Annotated in this window: 12 protein-coding genes; 9 read left to right on the top strand and 3 right to left on the bottom strand. The window is 62.5% G+C overall.

Annotated features, from left to right (window positions below):
- The first annotated feature begins 86 nt into the window (after positions 1-86).
- From C3F38_RS04640 to C3F38_RS04620, 5 genes are all read left to right on the top strand, one after another.
- Positions 87-1,655, top strand: coding sequence for an ABC transporter substrate-binding protein (locus C3F38_RS04640; protein WP_055317385.1), 1,569 nt, complete (start codon positions 87-89; stop codon positions 1,653-1,655).
- Between the two features lie 297 nt (positions 1,656-1,952).
- Positions 1,953-2,888: an aspartate carbamoyltransferase gene (pyrB, locus tag C3F38_RS04635; RefSeq protein ID WP_038879020.1), complete on the top strand. Its 936-nt coding sequence runs from the start codon at positions 1,953-1,955 to the stop codon at positions 2,886-2,888.
- Between the two features lie 12 nt (positions 2,889-2,900).
- Positions 2,901-3,365, top strand: coding sequence for an aspartate carbamoyltransferase regulatory subunit (pyrI, locus tag C3F38_RS04630; protein ID WP_038879023.1), 465 nt, complete (start codon positions 2,901-2,903; stop codon positions 3,363-3,365).
- A 157-nt stretch (positions 3,366-3,522) separates the two neighbouring features.
- Complete coding sequence (gene ridA / locus C3F38_RS04625; protein ID WP_004933379.1) at positions 3,523-3,909, top strand: 2-iminobutanoate/2-iminopropanoate deaminase; 387 nt, start codon at positions 3,523-3,525, stop codon at positions 3,907-3,909.
- A 204-nt stretch (positions 3,910-4,113) separates the two neighbouring features.
- Entirely contained in the window at positions 4,114-7,095 is a 2,982-nt protein-coding gene (locus tag C3F38_RS04620; protein ID WP_055317384.1) for a non-ribosomal peptide synthetase, read from the top strand.
- Positions 7,096-7,131: 36 nt separating this feature from the next.
- Here the strand turns inward: C3F38_RS04620 and C3F38_RS04615 are convergent, their stop codons facing one another.
- Complete coding sequence (locus C3F38_RS04615) at positions 7,132-9,525, bottom strand: beta-N-acetylhexosaminidase (RefSeq protein ID WP_055317383.1); 2,394 nt, start codon at positions 9,523-9,525, stop codon at positions 7,132-7,134.
- A gap of 267 nt (positions 9,526-9,792) precedes the next feature.
- Complete coding sequence (gene mgtA, locus C3F38_RS04610; RefSeq protein ID WP_055317382.1) at positions 9,793-12,501, bottom strand: magnesium-translocating P-type ATPase; 2,709 nt, start codon at positions 12,499-12,501, stop codon at positions 9,793-9,795.
- A 423-nt stretch (positions 12,502-12,924) separates the two neighbouring features.
- On the opposite strand from mgtA, the gene treR reads away from it, so the two are divergent.
- From treR to treC, 3 genes are all read left to right on the top strand, one after another.
- Positions 12,925-13,872, top strand: a complete 948-nt coding sequence (gene treR / locus C3F38_RS04605) for a trehalose operon repressor TreR (protein WP_055317381.1) — start codon at positions 12,925-12,927, stop codon at positions 13,870-13,872.
- Between the two features lie 137 nt (positions 13,873-14,009).
- The gene (gene treB / locus C3F38_RS04600; RefSeq protein WP_019453304.1) at positions 14,010-15,425 is read left to right on the top strand and encodes a PTS trehalose transporter subunit IIBC; all 1,416 of its coding nucleotides are present in this window, start codon (positions 14,010-14,012) and stop codon (positions 15,423-15,425) included.
- A gap of 269 nt (positions 15,426-15,694) precedes the next feature.
- Positions 15,695-17,359: an alpha,alpha-phosphotrehalase gene (gene treC / locus C3F38_RS04595; protein WP_055317380.1), complete on the top strand. Its 1,665-nt coding sequence runs from the start codon at positions 15,695-15,697 to the stop codon at positions 17,357-17,359.
- Between the two features lie 28 nt (positions 17,360-17,387).
- On the opposite strand, the gene C3F38_RS04590 is transcribed toward treC, so the two are convergent.
- A complete protein-coding gene (locus C3F38_RS04590; protein WP_055317379.1) occupies positions 17,388-17,912 on the bottom strand; it encodes an NAD(P)H-dependent oxidoreductase in 525 nt (174 codons plus the stop codon).
- 106 nt (positions 17,913-18,018) lie between these two features.
- Here C3F38_RS04590 and C3F38_RS04585 point away from each other — a divergent pair, with 106 nt between their 5' ends.
- Positions 18,019-18,933: a LysR family transcriptional regulator gene (locus C3F38_RS04585; protein WP_047729215.1), complete on the top strand. Its 915-nt coding sequence runs from the start codon at positions 18,019-18,021 to the stop codon at positions 18,931-18,933.
- The last annotated feature ends 118 nt before the right edge of the window (positions 18,934-19,051 follow it).

The following is a 19,051-nucleotide window of genomic DNA, read 5'->3' as shown; positions in this document are numbered from 1 at the left end:
AGGCCGACGGCACCCGCGCCGTAAAAACCAACGATAACAAACCGTTCTCAGCGCCGCCTGGCGGCGCCTTCAGGGGATACACACCGATGAAAGCCAAACTCTTGCCGCTGTTCCTGCTCGCCGCCCTGCCCGCCGCCGCGTTAGCCGCCACGCCGCCGAATACGCTGGTGGTGGTGCAATCGCTGGATGACATCGTCAGCCTCGATCCGGCGGAAGCCAACGAACTCTCCAGCATCCAGACGGTGCCCAGCCTGTACCAGCGATTGGTGCAGGCGGATCGCGACGATCCGGCCAAGGTGGCGCCGGTGCTGGCGGAAAGCTGGCAGGGCGATGCGGCGGCCAAAACGCTGACGGTGAAACTGCGGCCGCAGGCGGCGTTCGCCTCCGGCAACCCGCTAACCGCCGACGACGTGATCTTTTCCTACAGCCGCGCGATCAAAATGAACAAATCACCGGCGTTCATCCTCAACGTGCTCGGCTGGCAGCCGGACAACATTGACGCGCAGCTGAAGAAGATCGACGAACATACCGTGCAGCTGCGCTGGACGGCAGACGTCAGCCCGGCGGTGGCGCTGAATATCCTCTCGACGCCGATCGCTTCGATCGTCGACAGCAAGGCGGCGCTGGCCAACGTTAAAGACGGCGACTTCGGCAACGCCTGGCTGAAAATGCACTCCGCCGGCAGCGGCCCGTTCAAGATGCGCGTCTATCAGCCGCACCAGGCGATCGTGCTGGACGCCAACCCCACCACGCCGGGCGACAAGCCGCAGTTGAAAAACATCATTATTAAAAACGTGCCGGATCCGGCCACCCGCCGCCTGCTGATCCAGCAGGGCGACGCCGATATCGCCCGCGAACTGGGCGCCGATCAGACCGACACGCTGAAAAACCAGCCGGGCGTCAAGGTGCTGGAGATCCCGTCCGCCGAGCAAAACTACCTGGTGTTCAACACCGGCAACGGCGCCAATCCGCTGCTGAACAACCCGGCCTTCTGGGAAGCGGCGCGCTACCTGGTGGATTATCAGGGCATCACGAAGGATCTGCTGAAGGGCCAATACTTCGTGCACCAGAGCTTCCTGCCGGTCGGGCTGCCGGGCGTGCTGGAGACCAACCCGTTCAGCTACGATCCGGCCAAGGCGAAAGCCATCCTGGCCAAGGCGGGCATCACCCACGCCGCCTTTACGCTGGACGTGGAGAACAAGCCGCCGTTCATCACCATCGCGCAGGCGCTGCAGGGCAGCTTCGCCGCCGCCGGCGTGAAGGTAGAGCTGCTGCCGGCCGCGGGCAGCCAGGTTTACTCCCGCGTGCGCGCCAGGCAGCATCAGGCAGCGATCCGCCTGTGGATCCCGGATTACTTCGACGCCCACTCCAACGCCAGCGCCTTCGCCTACAACGACGGCAAAAGCAGCACGGTGGCCGGGCTGAACGGCTGGCAGATCCCGCAGTTGAACCAGCAGACGCTGGCGGCGCTGGCCGAAGCCGATCCGGCCAAGCGCCGCGCGCTGTACACCGCCATGCAGCAGGAGCTGCAGCGCAGTTCGCCTTACGTGTTTATCGATCAGGCCAAAACCGAAGTGGTGCTGCGCGACAACGTCAAAGGCTACCAGCAGGGGCTGAACGCCGACATGGTCTACTACGATCGCGTCAGCAAATAGCCGGCGGGCGGCCATCGCCGGCCAATCGATTGCGGGGCGGCAAAAAACGGCGTTTTAGCGCTTGCAGTGGCGAAAAGCGCGAGTATAATGCGCCACAATTTGCCAGGAGAAAGCATGAAAAACGACGTTTGTTTTGTTAGCCACAATCGACAAAACCGACTGCCTATCGGCGGCCAGCTGCCGTTGTTTCTCCTGTTGCTAAACCGATCGTTTCAAGCCCCTCATTGAGGGGCTTTTTTTGCCTTGAGAATATCCCAAAGTCCCGCGCCACGGGCACGCGTCGAGGAGGAGTGAAAAATGGCCAACCCGCTGTATCACAAACACATCATCTCTATTAACGATCTCAGCCGCGAGGATCTGGAGCTGGTGCTGCGCACCGCCGCCGGTCTGAAAGCCAACCCGCAGCCGGAACTGTTGAAACACAAGGTGATCGCCAGCTGCTTCTTCGAAGCCTCGACCCGTACCCGCCTGTCGTTCGAAACCTCGATGCACCGCCTCGGCGCCTCGGTGGTGGGCTTCGCCGACGGCAGCAACACCTCGCTCGGCAAGAAAGGCGAAACCCTGGCCGACACCATCTCGGTGATCAGCACCTACGTGGACGCCATCGTGATGCGTCATCCGCAGGAAGGCGCGGCGCGCATGGCCGCTGAATTCTCCGGCAACGTGCCGGTGCTCAACGCCGGCGACGGCGCCAACCAGCACCCGACCCAGACCCTGCTGGATCTGTTCACCATCCAGGAAACCCAGGGCCGCCTGAGCAACCTCAGCATCGCCATGGTCGGCGACCTGAAGTACGGCCGCACCGTGCACTCGCTCACCCAGGCGCTGGCCAAGTTCGAAGGCAACCGCTTCTACTTCATCGCCCCGGACGCGCTGGCGATGCCGGCCTACATCCTGAAAATGCTGGAAGAGAAAGGCATCGAGTACAGCCTGCACAGCAGCATTGAAGAAGTGGTGCCGGAGCTGGATATTCTCTACATGACCCGGGTACAGAAAGAGCGTCTCGATCCGTCCGAGTACGCCAACGTGAAGGCGCAGTTCGTGCTGCGCGCTGCGGATCTGGCCGGCGCGCGCGCCAACCTCAAGGTGCTGCACCCGCTGCCGCGCATCGACGAGATCGCCACCGACGTGGATAAAACGCCGTACGCTTACTACTTCCAGCAGGCGGGCAACGGCATCTTCGCCCGCCAGGCGCTGCTGGCGCTGGTGCTTAACGCAGATTTGGCTCTTTAAGGGGGAACCGCCATGACTCACGACAATAAACTGCAGGTCGAAGCGATCAAATGCGGCACGGTGATCGACCACATTCCGGCGCAGATCGGTTTCAAACTGCTGACGCTGTTCAAGCTGACCGCCACCGACCAGCGCATCACCATCGGCCTGAACCTGCCCTCCAACGAGCTGGGCCGCAAGGATCTGATCAAGATCGAGAACACCTTCCTGACCGAGCAGCAGGCCAACCAGCTGGCGATGTACGCACCGAAGGCCACGGTAAACCGCATCGATAACTATGAAGTGGTGCGCAAACTGACCCTCAGCCTGCCGGATCACATCGACGGCGTGCTGACCTGCCCGAACAGCAACTGCATCAGCCGCAGCGAGCCGGTGGCGTCGAGCTTCAGCGTGAAGCCGCGCGACGGCGAAGTGCACCTGAAGTGCCGCTACTGCGAGAAAGAGTTCGAGCATCAGGTGGTGTTGCAGGCCGACTGAATTCTGCCCTTTTAGCGGGAGCGGCGCTGTTAATCTGCGCGTCACTCCCTATAATGGATGCCTGAAAATAACTCTACCCACGTTGCTACCCACCGAATTTTACGCTGCGGCCGACCGCGCGGCGGCGTGAAAGACAACGGGTCTATCAGGAGAAAACATGTCACGTAATATCAGCACTGAACTCGCCCCGGCAGCCATTGGTCCTTACGTGCAGGGCGTTGATTTGGGCAGCATGATCATCACTTCCGGCCAGATCCCGGTCGATCCGAAAACCGGCGCCGTCGCCGACGACGTGGCCGCTCAGGCGCGCCAGTCGCTGGAAAACGTCAAAGCGATCGTCGAAGCCGCCGGCCTGATCGTTGCCGACATCGTGAAAACCACCGTGTTCGTGAAAGACCTGAACGACTTCGCCACCGTCAACGCCGCGTACGAAGCCTTCTTCACCGAGCACAGCGCGCCGTTCCCGGCCCGCTCCTGCGTGGAAGTGGCGCGTCTGCCAAAAGACGTGAAGATCGAAATCGAAGCCATCGCCGTGCGTCGTTAATCGACACGCACGCGAATCACGGCCAGTGCAGACTGGCCGTTTTTATTGATAAGAATTTTATTAATTCAATTAATTTATAGCGATAGCGTAATATCGCTCACATTTACAATTCCACAATAAAAATACGCCTATAATTGTTTTTCACCCGGCCGGGTCATTGCTGTTTCATTTCTTTCACCCCGTGAATAATGACAGGAGATAACCATGGCACCTAGCGTATTGGATTATTTTATCCGACAGGTTTCCCGTTATCCGGAAAAAACCGCCATCGTCGGCGATAATAAACACCTGACCTACCGTCAATTGGATGAAGCCAGCAGCGCACTGTGCACGCGCCTGAAACAGGAAGGGGTTCGGCCCGGCGATGCCGTGCCGCTGGTCGCGCAGCGTACGGTGGAATTGCCGATCGGCATGATGGCGATCGCCAAGGCCGGAGCCTGCTATATTCCCATTGACGCCCGCTATCCCGAGCGGCGCATTCGCAATATTATCGAAAAAAGTGGCTCACCGATAATTCTGTTCAGCAATCATGAAATTCATGAAAGTATCGCCACTCCCTCACGTAAAACCCTTTCCATTGATAATATTTCCCTGAATAAAGATTACGAAGCTCTATTTCCCCCGCCAGACTCCGACGCGCTTGCCTATATTATTTTCACCTCCGGCACCACCGGTACGCCTAAAGGCGTGATGATTGAACATCGTTCGCTGTTAAACCTGCTCCTCTGGCATAACCAACGGTTCGCTATGGATGAACACAGCCGCTCCACGCTGATTGCCGGCGTCGGTTTTGACGTGGCGCAATGGGAAATCTGGGCGCCGCTGATCTGCGGCGGCACCCTGTATCTGCCGCACGAGGAGACCCGCCTGCAGCCGGACGCATTGCTGGCCTTCTTCGCCCGTCATCGCCTCACCCACGCCTTTGTCCCTACGGTATTGGTGCCGGAGGTCATCGGCGCGCCGCAGCCCGCCGGGCTGGCGCTGAAATACCTGTTCACCGCCGGTGAAAAGCTGAACCCAGTCACGCTGCGCGGCATCGGCTATGCAGTGGTGGATTACTACGGCCCGACGGAGGCCACCATCTTCGCCACTTACAACCGCGTGCGCTGTGCGACGCAGAACCCGCCGTCCACGATTGGCCGGCCCATCGCCGATACCCAGGTCTTCATCCTCGACGAACGGCTGCAGCCGGTTGCCGACGGCGAACCTGGCGAGCTTTGCATCAGCGGCACCTGCCTGGCGCGCGGCTACCTGAACGCCCCGCAGCTGACCGCCGAACGTTTTGTCACTTCGCCGCACATCGGCAGCCAACGCCTGTACCGCAGCGGCGATCGGGCGCGCCGCTTGCCGAACGGTGAGATTCAGTTCCTCGGGCGCCTCGACGCGCAGATCAAAATCCGCGGCAATCGCGTGGAACTCGATGAAATCGGCAGCCTGATGACGCAGGTCTCCGGCGTAAAAACCGCCATCGCCCTCGTCAATCAAACGGACAATCCGAGCGACAAGCGGATCCTGGCGTTTTTGACCGGTGAAGATCCCGGCGGCGATCTCATTGCACGGGTTAAACAGCAGCTTCAGGATCAGCTACCCGCCTACTCTCTGCCCGCCGAGTACCGGCATCTGGATCGGTTGCCGATCAACGCCAACGGTAAAATCGACCAGGCGGCGCTGTTGGCCCTGGCGCCCGAGGCTCGGCCGGCCCCTGCTGAACCGCTCGACGGCCACCAGCGGATCGTCGCCGATCTGTGGCGCACGCTGCTGAAAGTGGATCATATCCGCGCCGACGATGATTTTTTCGCGCTGGGCGGACATTCTCTGATGGCGGCCAGGTTAGCGACAGATTTGGGTAAAGCGTTCGCGGTCAAAAGCTATGTGCATGACATCTATGAATATCCGAGCCTGGAGCAACTGACGCAGGCGATGTTGCAGCGCCAGGAGAGCAAGCCTCGGCGTCAAGACGGCGATCCGACACGCGCCCTGCAGGATGATGTCTTTCTGCCGCCAGGCATCACCATCAACCCGACGTTCGATACGCGGCAAATCAGCGCCCCGCGCGCCATTTTACTGACCGGCGCCACCGGTTTCGTCGGTGCACATTTGCTGGCCGAGCTGCTGCGCACCACCGACGCCGCACTGTATTGCCTGGTGCGCGACGGCGCCGAAACGCCGCCGATGCGGCGGCTGGAAGCGGTGCTGCAGCGCTACCGGATCGCGCTGAACGCCAGCCAGCACGCGCGCATTCATATCGTGCCTGGCAACGTCGCGGAACACGACTTTTCGCTGACGCCTGCGGCCTACAGGGCGTTAAGCCAAGATATCGACCTGGTTTACCATTCGGCCAGCGCGGTGAATTTTATCCAGCCCTATTCCTACATGAAGCGCGACAACGTGCAGGGCCTGCGGGAAATCATTCGCTTCGCGGCCCATACCCGCACCAAACCGCTGATGCTGCTGTCCACCATCTCCGTATACAGCTGGGGGCATCTGCATACCGGCAAGCGGGTGATGCGTGAAAACGACGATATCGATCAAAACCTGCAGGCAGTAAGCCGCGATATCGGCTATGTGCGCAGCAAATGGGTGATGGAGAAGATCGCCGATCTGGCGGCGGCGCAGGGCCTGCCGCTGATGACCTTCCGCCTGGGCTACGCCACCTGCCACAGCCGCACCGGCGTCAACGCCGATTATCAATGGTGGGGGCGGCTGGTGAAAACCTGCATCAGCAGCGGCACGGTGCCGGATCTGCGGGATCTGCGCGAAGGATTGACCACGGTAGATTACATGACGCAGGCCATCGCCCACGTCTCTCGCAACCCGCAGGCGTTGAGGCATAAATTCAACCTGATCCACCAGGGCGACAATAACCTGACGCTGCGCGAGTTTTTCAGCCTGCTGGAGCGCGAGTTCGGTTATCGTTTCCACCCTCTGCCTTTCGCGCAGTGGCGGGCGCAATGGGAAAACGACAGCGACGCGCCGCTGTACCCGCTGCTCAGCCTGTTCAAAGATCCTATGGTAGACGAGCTATCGACGGTGGAGCTCTATCAAGACACCTATCGGTGGGATTGCAGCAACCTGCAACGCTTCCTGCAGGGCAGCGGCATCGATGAGCCGCACTTCACCCGCCAGCTGCTGCTGAATTACCTGCAGCACGCCATCGGGTATGCGCCGCTTTCGCTACGAGCGTAACAAAACCGGGGCTCAGCTCGTCGAGCCCCGTCACCCTCACTCCATTTTAAGCCCGCGCAGCAGCGCCTCCAGCGGGTACACCGCCGCAATCACCACTTCGTCGCGCGTCTGCGCCGCCGCATCCAGCCGGTGCTGCGCTTGCTCTGCCTCGGCCCGGCTCAGCGGTTTGCCCTGCTGATGGCGATCCAGCAGCGTTAAGCCCAGCGTGGCCAACGCATCGACGTCCTGCGCCACCGGCGCCAGATCGCGCAGCGTGCGGTTGCCCGCGATCGCCGTCTGCAGTGCCGCGCCGTTCGCCTGCCAACGCTGCAGCCGTTCCCGCAGCGCCTGCGCCGCCGCCTTATCGCGCTTATCCTGCAACAAGGCCGCGACCTGGGCATGCATGTCGCGCACCGCGCCGCTCTCCGGCGGCAGCGCATCGGCAAAGCGGTTCAGCGGTTCGAACTGGTGATAGTTGCCGGCCTGGAACTTCAGGTGCTGGCGGGTGTAATACTGCGCCGGCTCCACCGCTTCGGCTAGGATCTGCAGCGGCAGGATCTGCACGCTGTTGCTCAGCCGGGTGAATTCGCGCGCCGTTTCCGCGTGCTGCTGCAGGCCGACCGACACCACCGACCAGGCGTCGATCGCCGCCAGTCGCCGGTACATGTTGCTTTCGTCGGTGACGTCCTGCGCCGACCACAGCCGCTCCGCCACCGCGAAGGCGCGCGGCCACAGCTTGAGATCGAGCAGCGGCGCGCGCACGTTTTCCGCCCACAGCGCCGCTTCGCCGCCGAGCATGTTGGCCTGCCCTTTCTCGTCCGGCACCACCGGCATCTTGCCCGCCGGCACCGCCGCCAGCTTGTCGCCGCGGGTGGGGTAACGCACGTTGCCGACCAGCGTATAGCCGCTGAGCTTGTCCTGCTGCAGCGTGAACACCGGCCGCGTGTCGCCCATCCAGGTATCGACGCGGAACGTCACCTGCTGCGGCGTGCGCCAGACGATGTCGTGCACCGCGCGGCGCGATTTGCCGTTGAAATCGATAAAGCCGCGCCAGCCCTGCTTACCCTCGATCAGCGTGAAGCTGCCCTCCACCGCGCTGCCCTTCAGACGCGGCATGCTGAAGCGCCAGCTTTGCGCCTGCTCGCCGGGCTGCACCGCCGTCTCGATCCCCAGCGGCTGCGGCAGAATTTCATTGCGGTAGTGATAGGCGGTGCTTTGCGGCTGATCGAGATAGAAACCGGTGGAGAGAATGCCCTGATAGCCGTCCTGGGCGCTGGCACCCAGCGAGTCTTGCCCCTGCCAGGATTGAATGACGATCGAACGCGGCAGCGACGGGTGGTAGATCTCGTCCCAGCCGACCATCTGCCGCTGGTGCTTCTCGAGGATCTTTTCCAGCTTCTGGTTGAAGTAGGCCTGCAGCGCATGGGTATCCGCCAGCCCGTTCTGCTGCATAAACGCCTGAATCGACGGCGACGCCCGCCACTGGCCGGCGTCCACCTCATCGCCGCCGATGTGCAGATAGGGATCGGGGAAGATCGCCGCCAGCTCGCCGACGATCGTATCGACAAACTGATACACCTCGTCGCGGGTCGGATCGAGCGTCGGCTTATGCACGCCCCACTCGCGCTCCATGCGATACGGCCCCGGCGCGCTCATCAGGTCGGGATAGGCCACCGCGATGCTGGAGGCGTGCCCCGGCATGTCGATCTCCGGCACCACGCGAATGCCGCGCGCCGTGGCGTAAGCCACCACCTGCCGCATCTGCTCGCGGGTGTAGAACTGGCCGTCGCTGGCCTGCTGTTGCAGTTTGGGGTAGTGCTCGGAGGCGAAGCGCCAGCCCTGATCGTCGGTCAGGTGCCAGTGGAACACGTTAAGCTTGGCCGCCGCCATGCCGTCGAGCTGGCGGAGAATGTCCGGCAGCGGCAGGAAATGGCGCGCCGAATCCAACAAGACGCCACGCCACGGGAAGCGCGGCACGTCGCGGATATCCACCAGCGGCAGGAAGGTGTTTTGCCCGTCGGTCTGCAGCAGCTGCAGCAGGGTTTCCATGCCGCGCAGCGCGCCGAAGCGAGTGTTGGCGGTCAGCGTGGCGCCCTGCGGCGTGACCGCCAGCCGGTAACTTTCGTCGCTGCCCGGCAGCGGCTGCGCCGCCATCCGGTCCTTGATCACCACCTTGATCGCCGCGCCGCCCTTCGCTTCACCCGCCGGTGCCAGCGTCCAGCCGGTCTGCAGTTCGATACGCTGGCGCCAGCGCGGCAGCGCGTCGCCCAAGTCGTCACCCTGGACGCTTAACGACAACTGGTGATCCAAAATCAGCTTGCCCGCCGGTTGCGTCACTTCCACCTGCTGCGGCCAGGGCATCAGCGGCAGATCGCCCGCCGGCTGCGCCAGCGCGCCGCAAGAAAACCATAACGATGAAGCCAGTAGCGTATAACGGAAAGGTCTGTGCATCGGAAATTCCTCAGAGGAAAAAAACAAAATATCCCCAATGAATTTCAAACCACCGCTAGGCGGCAAGCGCCCGCATCCCCAGGCGCTTAGGTCTGCTAAGTAACTGGGGGGCGGGCGTACAGCCAACAACGCGGTGGCTTGAAAGGCGCAGGGGAAAACAGCCAACGCTGTAGATAAAGACGCAGCACAGAACAGATGTCCAACCGTTGCGGTGAAAAAGCGGACGGGATCACAGTTGCCCCCTCCCGGCCGGAGGGGGCGAGCGGGTTATTGCCAGCCGTAGCGGCGCACGAACCAGCCTTTCACGCACTGGGTCAGCACCATGTAACCGGCGAGGATCAGCACCAGCCACGGGAAGTAGCCGAGCGGCAGCGCCTGCAGCTGCAGGAAGCCGGCCAGCGGCGAGAACACCAGGCCGATGCCGGTGGCGATCACCGCCAGCGTCATGATGCACAGCGGCCAGGACGGGCGGCTCTGGATAAACGGAATTTTGCGCGTGCGGATCATGTGCACAATCAGCGTTTGCGACAGCAGCCCTTCCACGAACCAGCCGGACTGGAACAGCGTCTGCATTTCCGGCGTATTGGCCTTGAATACCCACCACATCAGGCTGAAGGTCAGCACGTCGAAGATCGAGCTGATCGGCCCAAAGAACACCATAAACCGCCCCAAATCGGCGGAGTTCCAGCGCTGCGGCTGGGTGATCTGATCGTCGTCGACGTTATCGAACGGGATGGCGATCTGCGAGATGTCGTACATCAGGTTCTGAATCAACAGGTGCAGCGGCAACATCGGCAGGAACGGCAGGAAGGCGCTGGCGATCAGCACGCTGAACACGTTACCGAAGTTGGAGCTGGCGGTCATCTTGATGTATTTCAGCATGTTGGCGAAGGTACGGCGCCCTTCGATTACCCCCTGCTCCAGCACCATCAGGCTTTTTTCCAGCAGGATGATGTCCGCCGCTTCCTTGGCGATGTCCACCGCCGAATCGACGGAGATGCCGATATCGGCCGCGCGCAGCGCCGGCGCGTCGTTGATGCCGTCGCCCATAAAGCCCACCACGTGCCCCTGGCGGCGCAGCAGTTTGACGATGCGCTCCTTGTGCAGCGGCGTCAGCTTGGCGAACACCGTGGTGCGCGCCGCCGCCTGCGCCAGCTGCTCGTCGTCCATCTGCTCGATCTCGCTGCCGCGCAGCAGGTGCTCGGCCGCCAGCCCGACGTCACGGCACACTTTGGCGGCCACCAGCTCGTTGTCGCCGGTGAGGATCTTCACCGTGACGCCGTTCTGTTTCAGCGCCGCCAGCGCCGGCGCGGTGCTCTCCTTCGGCGGATCGAGGAAGGCGACGTAGCCTTCGAGGATCAGATCCGACTCGTCCGCCACGCCGTATTCGTGGGTTTGCGCCGGCAGGATCTTGTTGGCCACCGCCACCACCCGCAGCCCCTGCTGGTTGAGATCGTCGGTGATGCGGCGAATGCGCACCAGCAGCGCCTCGCTGAGCGGGATCACCTCGTCTTCATGGCGCACGTGGCTGCAAATCGCCAGCATCTCTTCCAGCGCGCCCTTGCACACCAGCTCGTGATACTCGTTGTCCTTGGCTACCACCACCGACATGCGGCGGCGCACGAAGTCAAACGGGATCTCATCCACCTTGCGGTAGTGCTGCAGCGCTTCCGGCTGCTGATTTTGCTCCGCGCAGCTCAGCACCGCCACGTCGAGCAGGTTTTTCAGGCCGGTCTGGTAGAAGCTGTTCAGCCAGGCGTAGCGCAACACCCGCTCGCTGCTGGCGCCGAACACGTCGGTATGGCGCTCCAGTACGATCTTGTCCTGGGTCAGGGTGCCGGTCTTGTCGGTGCACAGAATGTCCATGGCGCCGAAGTTTTGGATGGCGTCCAGGCGTTTGACGATCACCTTCTGGCGCGACAGTTTCACCGCCCCTTTGGCCAGCGTCGAGGTGACGATCATCGGCAGCATTTCCGGCGTCAGCCCGACCGCCACCGACAGCGCGAACAGCGCCGCTTCCCACCAGTCGCCCTTGGTGTAGCCGTTGATCAGCAGCACGATCGGCGTCATCACCAGCATAAAGCGGATCAGCAGCCAGCTGACCTTACTGATACCGCTCTGGAAGGCGTTCGGCTGCTCATCCTGGCTGGTGACGCGCTGCGCCAGCTGGCCGAAATAGGTGTTGCCGCCGGTGCCGATCACCATCGCCAGCGCGGTGCCGCTGACCACGTTGGTGCCCATGAAGCACAGGTTCTGGCAATCGAGCGGATCGGCCGCCAACGTCTGCGGCGCCGCGGATTTTTCCACCGGCAGCGATTCGCCGGTCAGCGCCGCCTGGCTGATGAACAGATCCTTGGCCGACAGCACGCGCAGATCCGCCGGGATCATGTCGCCGGCCGCCAGCTTGATGATATCGCCCGGCACCAGCTGCGCGATCGGCAGCTCCACGTGCTCGCTCTTGCCGGTGAGCGCATCGCTGCGGATCACCGTGGCGGTGTTGCTCACCATGGCCTTCAGCGCGTCGGCCGCCCGGTTGGAGCGTGCCTCCTGGATGAAGTTCAGCAGCGTGGAGATCAGCACCATCAGCGCGATCACCAAGGCGCCGGTCAGATCCTCGGTGGCATAAGAAATCATGCCGAGCGCGGTCAGCAGCAGGTTGAACGGGTTGCGGTAGCAGTGCCAGAGGTGCTGCCACCAGGCCTCTTTCTGCTGATCGTCGATGACGTTCTCGCCGCAGCGCTGGCGCACCTGCTCCGCCTCATGGGCGGTGATGCCTTCCGGGTGGCTGTGGAAACGCTCAAACAGCTGCATCGTCTCTGCGGCGGCGCATTCCAGCCGCTGCTGCGCCAGGCCGGCCGGCATATCGCGCGCAGCGCCGCCGACGCTGTCCAGCAGGCTGTCGCGGCGCACCAAACGGCGCGGAAGGCCGCGGGCGAACAGGCCCAGCAGCTGACGGGGGAGTTTTTTCAGTTTCATGGTTCGCACCTCGTCGCCCGGTGCCTCACGGCAGCGGGTAAACGGGGATCGTCATCGGCCGGGCGGATGGCGGGCACGCCAAAAAGCCTCTGCCAATGCAGATCCTTATTCTTTTTTTCAGCAGCAGGAGCGAACGACGAAGCGCGCGCCACCGGTTACCGTGTGTACTTCACCGGTAAAACAGCAGCGCCAGGCGGAGAGGTTTTACCGGTGAACCGAGTGAGTGTCTAAAGCAGTCGGGTCGGGGTCCATATGGGGTATAACCTCCGGTAAAGGGAAAAACAGAGCGGCACGAGCGGCCGTTCATCGCAATGTCACAATCCCGTTTTGCATCAAGATCCGCGTCGGAAAATGAGCTATGCTGACGGGCATTGTTTTACAGGCCTTTATGTTACGCCTGTCCACTTCAACGAAAAGTAAACCATGCAAAACCGGCTGACCATCAAGGACATCGCACGCCTGAGCGGCGTAGGCAAATCCACCGTCTCACGCGTGCTGAACAATGAAGGCAGCGTGAGCCCGCAAACCCGCGAACGGGTGGAAGCGGTGATCCGTCAGCAAGGGTTTACCCCCTCCAAGTCGGCGCGCGCCATGCGCGGCCAGAGCGACAAGGTGGTGGGCATCATCGTTTCCCGTCTCGATTCACCGTCGGAAAACCAGGCGGTGCGCACCATGCTGCCGCTGCTGTATCAGCAGGGCTTCGACCCGATCGTGATGGAGAGCCAGTTCGAAACCCGCCTGGTGCAGGAGCACCTGCACGTGCTGCGCCAGCGCAACGTCGACGGGGTGATCCTGTTCGGTTTCACCGGCCTGACTGCGGCGATGCTCAAACCGTGGCAGGAAAAAATGGTGGTGATGGTGCGTGAATACGACGGCTTTTCGTCCGTCTGCTACGACGACGCCGGCGCGGTGAACCTGCTGATGGACCGCCTGCACCAGCAAGGGCACCGGCATATCGGCTATCTGGGGGTGCAGCTCAGCGACGCCACCACCGGCCAGCGCCGCTATCAGGCCTACCTCGACGCCTGTGAACGCCTCAAGCTCACGCCGCGCGCCACGCTGGGCGAGCTGAGCTACCAGAGCGGTTTCCAGCACGCCGCCGAAGTGATCGACTCGCACACCAGCGCGCTGATCTGCGCTTCCGACAGCATCGCCCTGGGGGCGATCAAATACCTTCAGCAACAGCCGGCGCACGCCATTCAGGTGTGCGCCATCGGCAACACCCCGCTGCTCAGCTTCCTGTTCCCCGATACCCTGTCGGTCGAGTTCGGCTACGGCAGCGCCGGCCTGCTGGCGGCGCAGCAGCTGCTGGCGCAGCTCAGCGGCGAACAGGGGATCCGCCGCCTGGTGGTGCCCAGCAAACTTTCCTGACGAACTGCTTGGAATTTGACCATTTTTTGTCATTTTGTGATCCTCGCCCCAAACCGGGAACGTTCCCATTTCATTCAAAAAGCCGAGTGGCTAAGCTTTGATGATTACTCAGTCAACACCTCTGCAGGTATCCCATAATGAGCAAAGTAAAACAGCAGGATATTGATCGCCTGATTGTTTTGGTCGGCGGCCGCGAGAACATCGCCACCGTCAGCCATTGCATTACCCGGCTGCGTTTCGTCCTCAATGACCCCAGCAAGGCCAGCCCCAAAGAAATCGAAGAGCTGCCGATGGTCAAAGGTTGCTTCACCAACGCCGGGCAGTTCCAGGTGGTGATCGGCACCGACGTCGGCGACTACTATCAGGCGCTGATCGCCAGCACCGGCGTCAACGAGGCCGACAAAGAACAGGCCAAGGTCGCCGCGCGCCAGAACATGACCTGGACCGAGCGCACCATCTCCCACTTCGCCGAGATCTTCTTCCCGCTGCTGCCGGCGCTGATCAGCGGCGGTCTGATCCTCGGCTTCCGCAACGTGATCGGCGACATCCCGATGTCCGGCGGCCAAACGCTGGCGCAGATGCACCCGGCGTGGAAAACCGTTTACGACTTCCTGTGGCTGCTCGGTGAAGCGATCTTCATGTTCCTGCCGGTGGCCATCTGCTGGTCGACGGTGAAAAAGATGGGCGGCACGCCGGTGCTCGGCATCGTGCTGGGCGTCACCCTGGTGTCGCCGCAGCTGATGAACTCCTACCTGCTCGGCCAGCAAACGCCGGAAGTGTGGAACTTCGGCTGGTTCGTTATCCAGAAAGTCGGCTATCAGGCGCAGGTGATCCCGTCGATCCTGGCGGGCATGGCGCTGGGCTGGATCGAAACCCGGCTGAAAAAGATCGTCCCCGACTATCTCTATCTGGTGGTGGTGCCGGTGGTTTCGCTGCTGCTGGCGGTGTTCCTGGCGCACGCGCTGATCGGGCCGTTCGGCCGCATGATCGGCGACGGCGTCGCCTGGGCGGTGAAAGCGGTGATGACCGGCAGCTTCGCCCCGGTGGGCGCCGCGCTGTTCGGCTTCCTGTATGCACCGCTGGTGATCACCGGCGTGCACCAGACCACGCTGGCCATCGACATGCAGATGATCCAGAGCATGGGCGGCACCCCGGTATGGCCGCTGATTGCGCTGTCCAACATCGCGCAGGCCTCGGCGGTGCTCGGCATCATCATCATCAGCCGCAAAGCCAACGAGCGTGAAATTTCAGTGCCGGCGGCGATCTCCGCCTACCTCGGCGTGACCGAACCGGCGATGTACGGCATCAACCTCAAATACCGCTTCCCGATGCTGTGCGCGATGATCGGCTCCGCCATCGCAGGCCTTATCTGCGGCCTGGACGGCGTGATGGCCAACGGCATCGGCGTCGGCGGCCTGCCGGGCATCCTGTCTATCAAGCCGCAGTTCTGGCTGATTTACTCGCTGGCAATTCTGGTGGCGATCGTCATCCCGCTGGTGCTGACCATCATGGTCTACAAGCGCAAGGCCGCCCGCGGCGAGCTGCCGGTTTAATTGACGCAAAATACGCAACATGAATGTAGGGGCTGGAAATACCCTATAGCTTTCGAGCTGCAGCTAGGCGGCAAGGGTGCAACAAATCGGTCGGGAACCGATTTGAACAGCGCCTGCGCTGGCCCAAAGGGCGAGCCTCCGGACGAGGCTCGTAATCCCCAGGAGCTTACTCAAGTAAGTGACTGGGGTGCAGCGCCAGCAGCCAACAACGCTGCAGTTTGAAAGATGAAGGGTACGGGCCCGTTGTCACGATTCAAAGGTATACAGCTATGAACAACCCAACCCCCTGGTGGCAGAACGGCGTCATCTACCAAATTTATCCGAAGAGTTTTCAGGACAGCACCGGCAACGGCTACGGCGATTTGGCCGGCGTGACGCGGCGGCTGGACTATCTGCAGGAGCTGGGCGTCGACGCCATCTGGCTGACGCCGGTCTACGTATCGCCGCAGGTGGACAACGGCTATGACGTGGCGGACTACTGCGCCATCGATCCGGCTTACGGCACCATGGCGGACTTCGAGCAGCTGGTCGCCGCCGCCCACCGGCGCGGCATCCGCATCGTGATGGACATGGTGTTCAACCACACCTCGACCGAGCACCCGTGGTTCAAGGCCGCGCAGGATCGCCACAGCACGTATCGCCAGTTCTACGTCTGGCGCGACGGCGAGGGGGATACGCCACCGAACAACTGGCGCTCCAAGTTCGGCGGCAACGCCTGGCAGTGGCACGCCGACAGCGGCCAGTACTATCTGCACCTGTTCGCCACCGAGCAGGCGGATCTCAACTGGGAACACCCGCCGGTGCGCGAAGAGCTGAAGAAAGTGTGTCAGTTCTGGGCGGATAAAGGCGTCGACGGGCTGCGCCTCGACGTGATCAACCTGGTGTCCAAGCAGCAGGACTTCCCGTCCGACAGCCAGGGCGACGGCCGCCGCTTCTACACCGACGGCCCGCGCATCCACGAGTTCCTGCAGGAGATGAGCCGCGACGTGTTTCAGCCGCGCGGCCTGATGACGGTGGGCGAGATGTCCTCCACCACGCTCGAGCATTGCCGGCAGTACGCGGCGCAGAGCGGCGAAGAGCTGTCGATGACCTTCAACTTCCACCACCTGAAGGTGGACTACGCCGGCGGCGAAAAATGGACGCGGGCGGCGCCGGATTATGTGGCGTTAAAGCAGATCTTCTGCCACTGGCAGCAAGGAATGCATAACCGCGCCTGGAACGCGCTGTTCTGGTGCAACCACGATCAGCCGCGCATCGTGTCGCGCTTCGGCGATGAAGGCGCACTGCGGGTGCCGGCCGCCAAAATGCTGGCGATGGTGCTGCACGGCATGCAGGGCACGCCTTATATCTACCAGGGTGAAGAGATCGGCATGACCAACCCCGGCTTCCGCGCCATCGAGCAGTATCGCGACGTGGAAAGCCTGAACATGTACGCAGAACTTAGCGCCCAGGGCCGCAGCGACGCCGAACTGCTGGCGATCCTGGCCGACAAATCGCGCGACAACGGCCGCACGCCGATGCAGTGGAGCGCCGCGCCGCACGCCGGTTTCACCACCGGCACGCCGTGGATCGGCTGCGCCGAGAACTACCCGCAGATCAACGCCGACGCGGCGCTGGCCGATCTCGACTCGGTGTTTTACGCCTACCGCCAGCTGATCACCCTGCGCAAGCAGTATCCGCTGCTGACCCACGGCGACTATCAGGATCTGGCGCCGGATCACCCGGCGCTGTGGTGCTATCAGCGCAGCTGGAACGGCCAGCGCCTGCTGGTGGTGGCCAACCTGAGCCGCGAGCCGCTGGCCTGGGCGGCGGAAGGCGTGGAAGCCTCCGCCCAGTGGCGCCCGCTGATGAGCAACTACAGCGACTCGGCGGATCAGCCGCAGGCGCTGACGCTGCGGCCGTTCGAAGCGGTGTGGTGGCTGCTCGAAGACTGACCCCGCAGGGCGCGGCGAGCGCTGCGCCCTACAATGTCCCCATCAGCGCCACCACCCCGGCGGCCGCTTGCGCCAACTGCTCATCGCTCATGTCGGTCACGCCCTGCACCAGATACGGCGGCAGATAATCCATGCCGGTCAGGTTAGCCAGCGCGTGGAACGGCAGCAGCAGATCCTGCACCGGATAGCGGTTGTAGCCTGCCGGTGTGTAGGCCTGCGCGTTGCCGCCGGTGCTCACCACCAGCTGCAGCGGCTTGCCGTGCAGTTTGGTGCCCTCGCTGCCGTAGGCGAAACCATAGGTTAATACCGCGTCCTGCCATTCGCGCAGGATCGCCGGCGAGCTGTACCAGAAAAACGGGAACATCATCACCACCGCATCGTGGCTTTCCAGCAGTGCCTGTTCGCGCGCCACGTCGATGCGGTAATCCGGGTAAGCGCGGATCAGCTCGTGCACGGTCACGTTAGGCAGCGGGCGCACGGCCTCGATCAGCGCCTGGTTGATGCGCGACTCGTCGGGGGTGCGGTGGGCGGTTAACACTAAAATGCGTGACATAAATGATTCCTTGAACGTAAAGAAGATGAGGCATTTTTCCATTTCTGCCGCTTCGGGTGTAGGCTGTTCAAGGTCACTTCAATTTCAACCGAAAGTATCAACCACTATGTCGCTGCCCTTTGACGTGCACCGCCTGCTGCCGGCCTTCCTCGCCGCCGCGCAGGCGCAAAATTTCTCCGCCGCCGCACGCCAGCTGGGCGTCACGCCGGCGGCGGTCAGCAAAAATATCCGCGCGCTGGAAGAGAAGCTGGCGCTGCGGCTGTTTCAGCGCAACACCCACAACGTGCTGCTGACCGACGAGGGCAAAGCGCTGCTGGCGCAGGTGGCGCCGCTGTGGCAGGCGTTGGCGGCGACGCTGGAAAGCGCCGGCGGCGAACGGCAGGCGCCGGCCGGGGTGGTGCGCGTCACGATGATCCCCGGCTTCGGCCGCCAGATGCTGATGCCGTTGATCCCGCAATTTCTGGCACGCTACCCGCAGATCGATCTCGATCTGTCGCTGGATGCCCGGGTGGTGAATCTGGTGGGCGAAGGCTTCGACGTCGGCATCGGCAGCCGGGTCGATCCCGACAGCCGGCTGGTGGCGCGCCCGCTCTACCCGATGCACATGGCACTGGCGGCGTCGCCCGACTATCTGGCGCGGTACGGTGAACCGCAAACGCCGCACGACCTGCTGCGGCACGACTGCCTGCGGCACCGCAACCCCAGCAACGGCCGCCACGTCAAATGGCAGCTGCGCCATCAGGGCGAAACGCTGGCGCTGGATTTGAACGGCCGATTGGTGGTGAGCCGCCCGGAAATGTTGCTGGATGCGGCGCTGGCCGGGCTGGGCATCGTCAACCTGGCGCGCTGGTACCTTGAAAAGCACTTCGAGCAGGGCACGCTGCGGCCTGTGCTGGCGGAGTGCTGGCCGCGCCCGGTGCAGCTGTGGCTCTATTACGCCTCGGCGGATCTGCCGCCGCGGGTACGCGTCTGGGTGGATTTTCTGCTGGAACATTTTCGCGATCGGCCGGCGGGCGATTGACGACTGTTCAGCTTGCGCACGCTCTTCCGTTTTCCTTGTTCTACATCAAAAGAATCTCGCCAATATCTATATATAGTGCATTAAGAATTGCGAACACCTATATATAGTAGTTATCCAC

It is taken from the genome of Serratia sp. SSNIH1, from assembly GCF_002935055.1.
GTDB classification, from domain to species: domain Bacteria; phylum Pseudomonadota; class Gammaproteobacteria; order Enterobacterales; family Enterobacteriaceae; genus Serratia; species Serratia nevei.
This window is presented reverse-complemented; position numbering and strand designations above follow the sequence as displayed.

What these genes read in the sequence shown, in the direction of transcription:
- C3F38_RS04620 (WP_055317384.1), top strand. Translation starts at nt 4,114, where the DNA reads ATGGCACCTAGCGTATTGGATTATTTTATCCGACAGGTTTCCCGTTAT.
- treC (WP_055317380.1), top strand. Translation starts at nt 15,695, where the DNA reads ATGAACAACCCAACCCCCTGGTGGCAGAACGGCGTCATCTACCAAATT.
- C3F38_RS04640 (WP_055317385.1), top strand. Translation starts at nt 87, where the DNA reads ATGAAAGCCAAACTCTTGCCGCTGTTCCTGCTCGCCGCCCTGCCCGCC.
- treR (WP_055317381.1), top strand. Translation starts at nt 12,925, where the DNA reads ATGCAAAACCGGCTGACCATCAAGGACATCGCACGCCTGAGCGGCGTA.
- mgtA (WP_055317382.1), bottom strand. Translation starts at nt 12,501, where the DNA reads ATGAAACTGAAAAAACTCCCCCGTCAGCTGCTGGGCCTGTTCGCCCGC.
- treB (WP_019453304.1), top strand. Translation starts at nt 14,010, where the DNA reads ATGAGCAAAGTAAAACAGCAGGATATTGATCGCCTGATTGTTTTGGTC.
- C3F38_RS04615 (WP_055317383.1), bottom strand. Translation starts at nt 9,525, where the DNA reads ATGCACAGACCTTTCCGTTATACGCTACTGGCTTCATCGTTATGGTTT.
- ridA (WP_004933379.1), top strand. Translation starts at nt 3,523, where the DNA reads ATGTCACGTAATATCAGCACTGAACTCGCCCCGGCAGCCATTGGTCCT.
- C3F38_RS04590 (WP_055317379.1), bottom strand. Translation starts at nt 17,912, where the DNA reads ATGTCACGCATTTTAGTGTTAACCGCCCACCGCACCCCCGACGAGTCG.
- C3F38_RS04585 (WP_047729215.1), top strand. Translation starts at nt 18,019, where the DNA reads ATGTCGCTGCCCTTTGACGTGCACCGCCTGCTGCCGGCCTTCCTCGCC.
- pyrB (WP_038879020.1), top strand. Translation starts at nt 1,953, where the DNA reads ATGGCCAACCCGCTGTATCACAAACACATCATCTCTATTAACGATCTC.
- pyrI (WP_038879023.1), top strand. Translation starts at nt 2,901, where the DNA reads ATGACTCACGACAATAAACTGCAGGTCGAAGCGATCAAATGCGGCACG.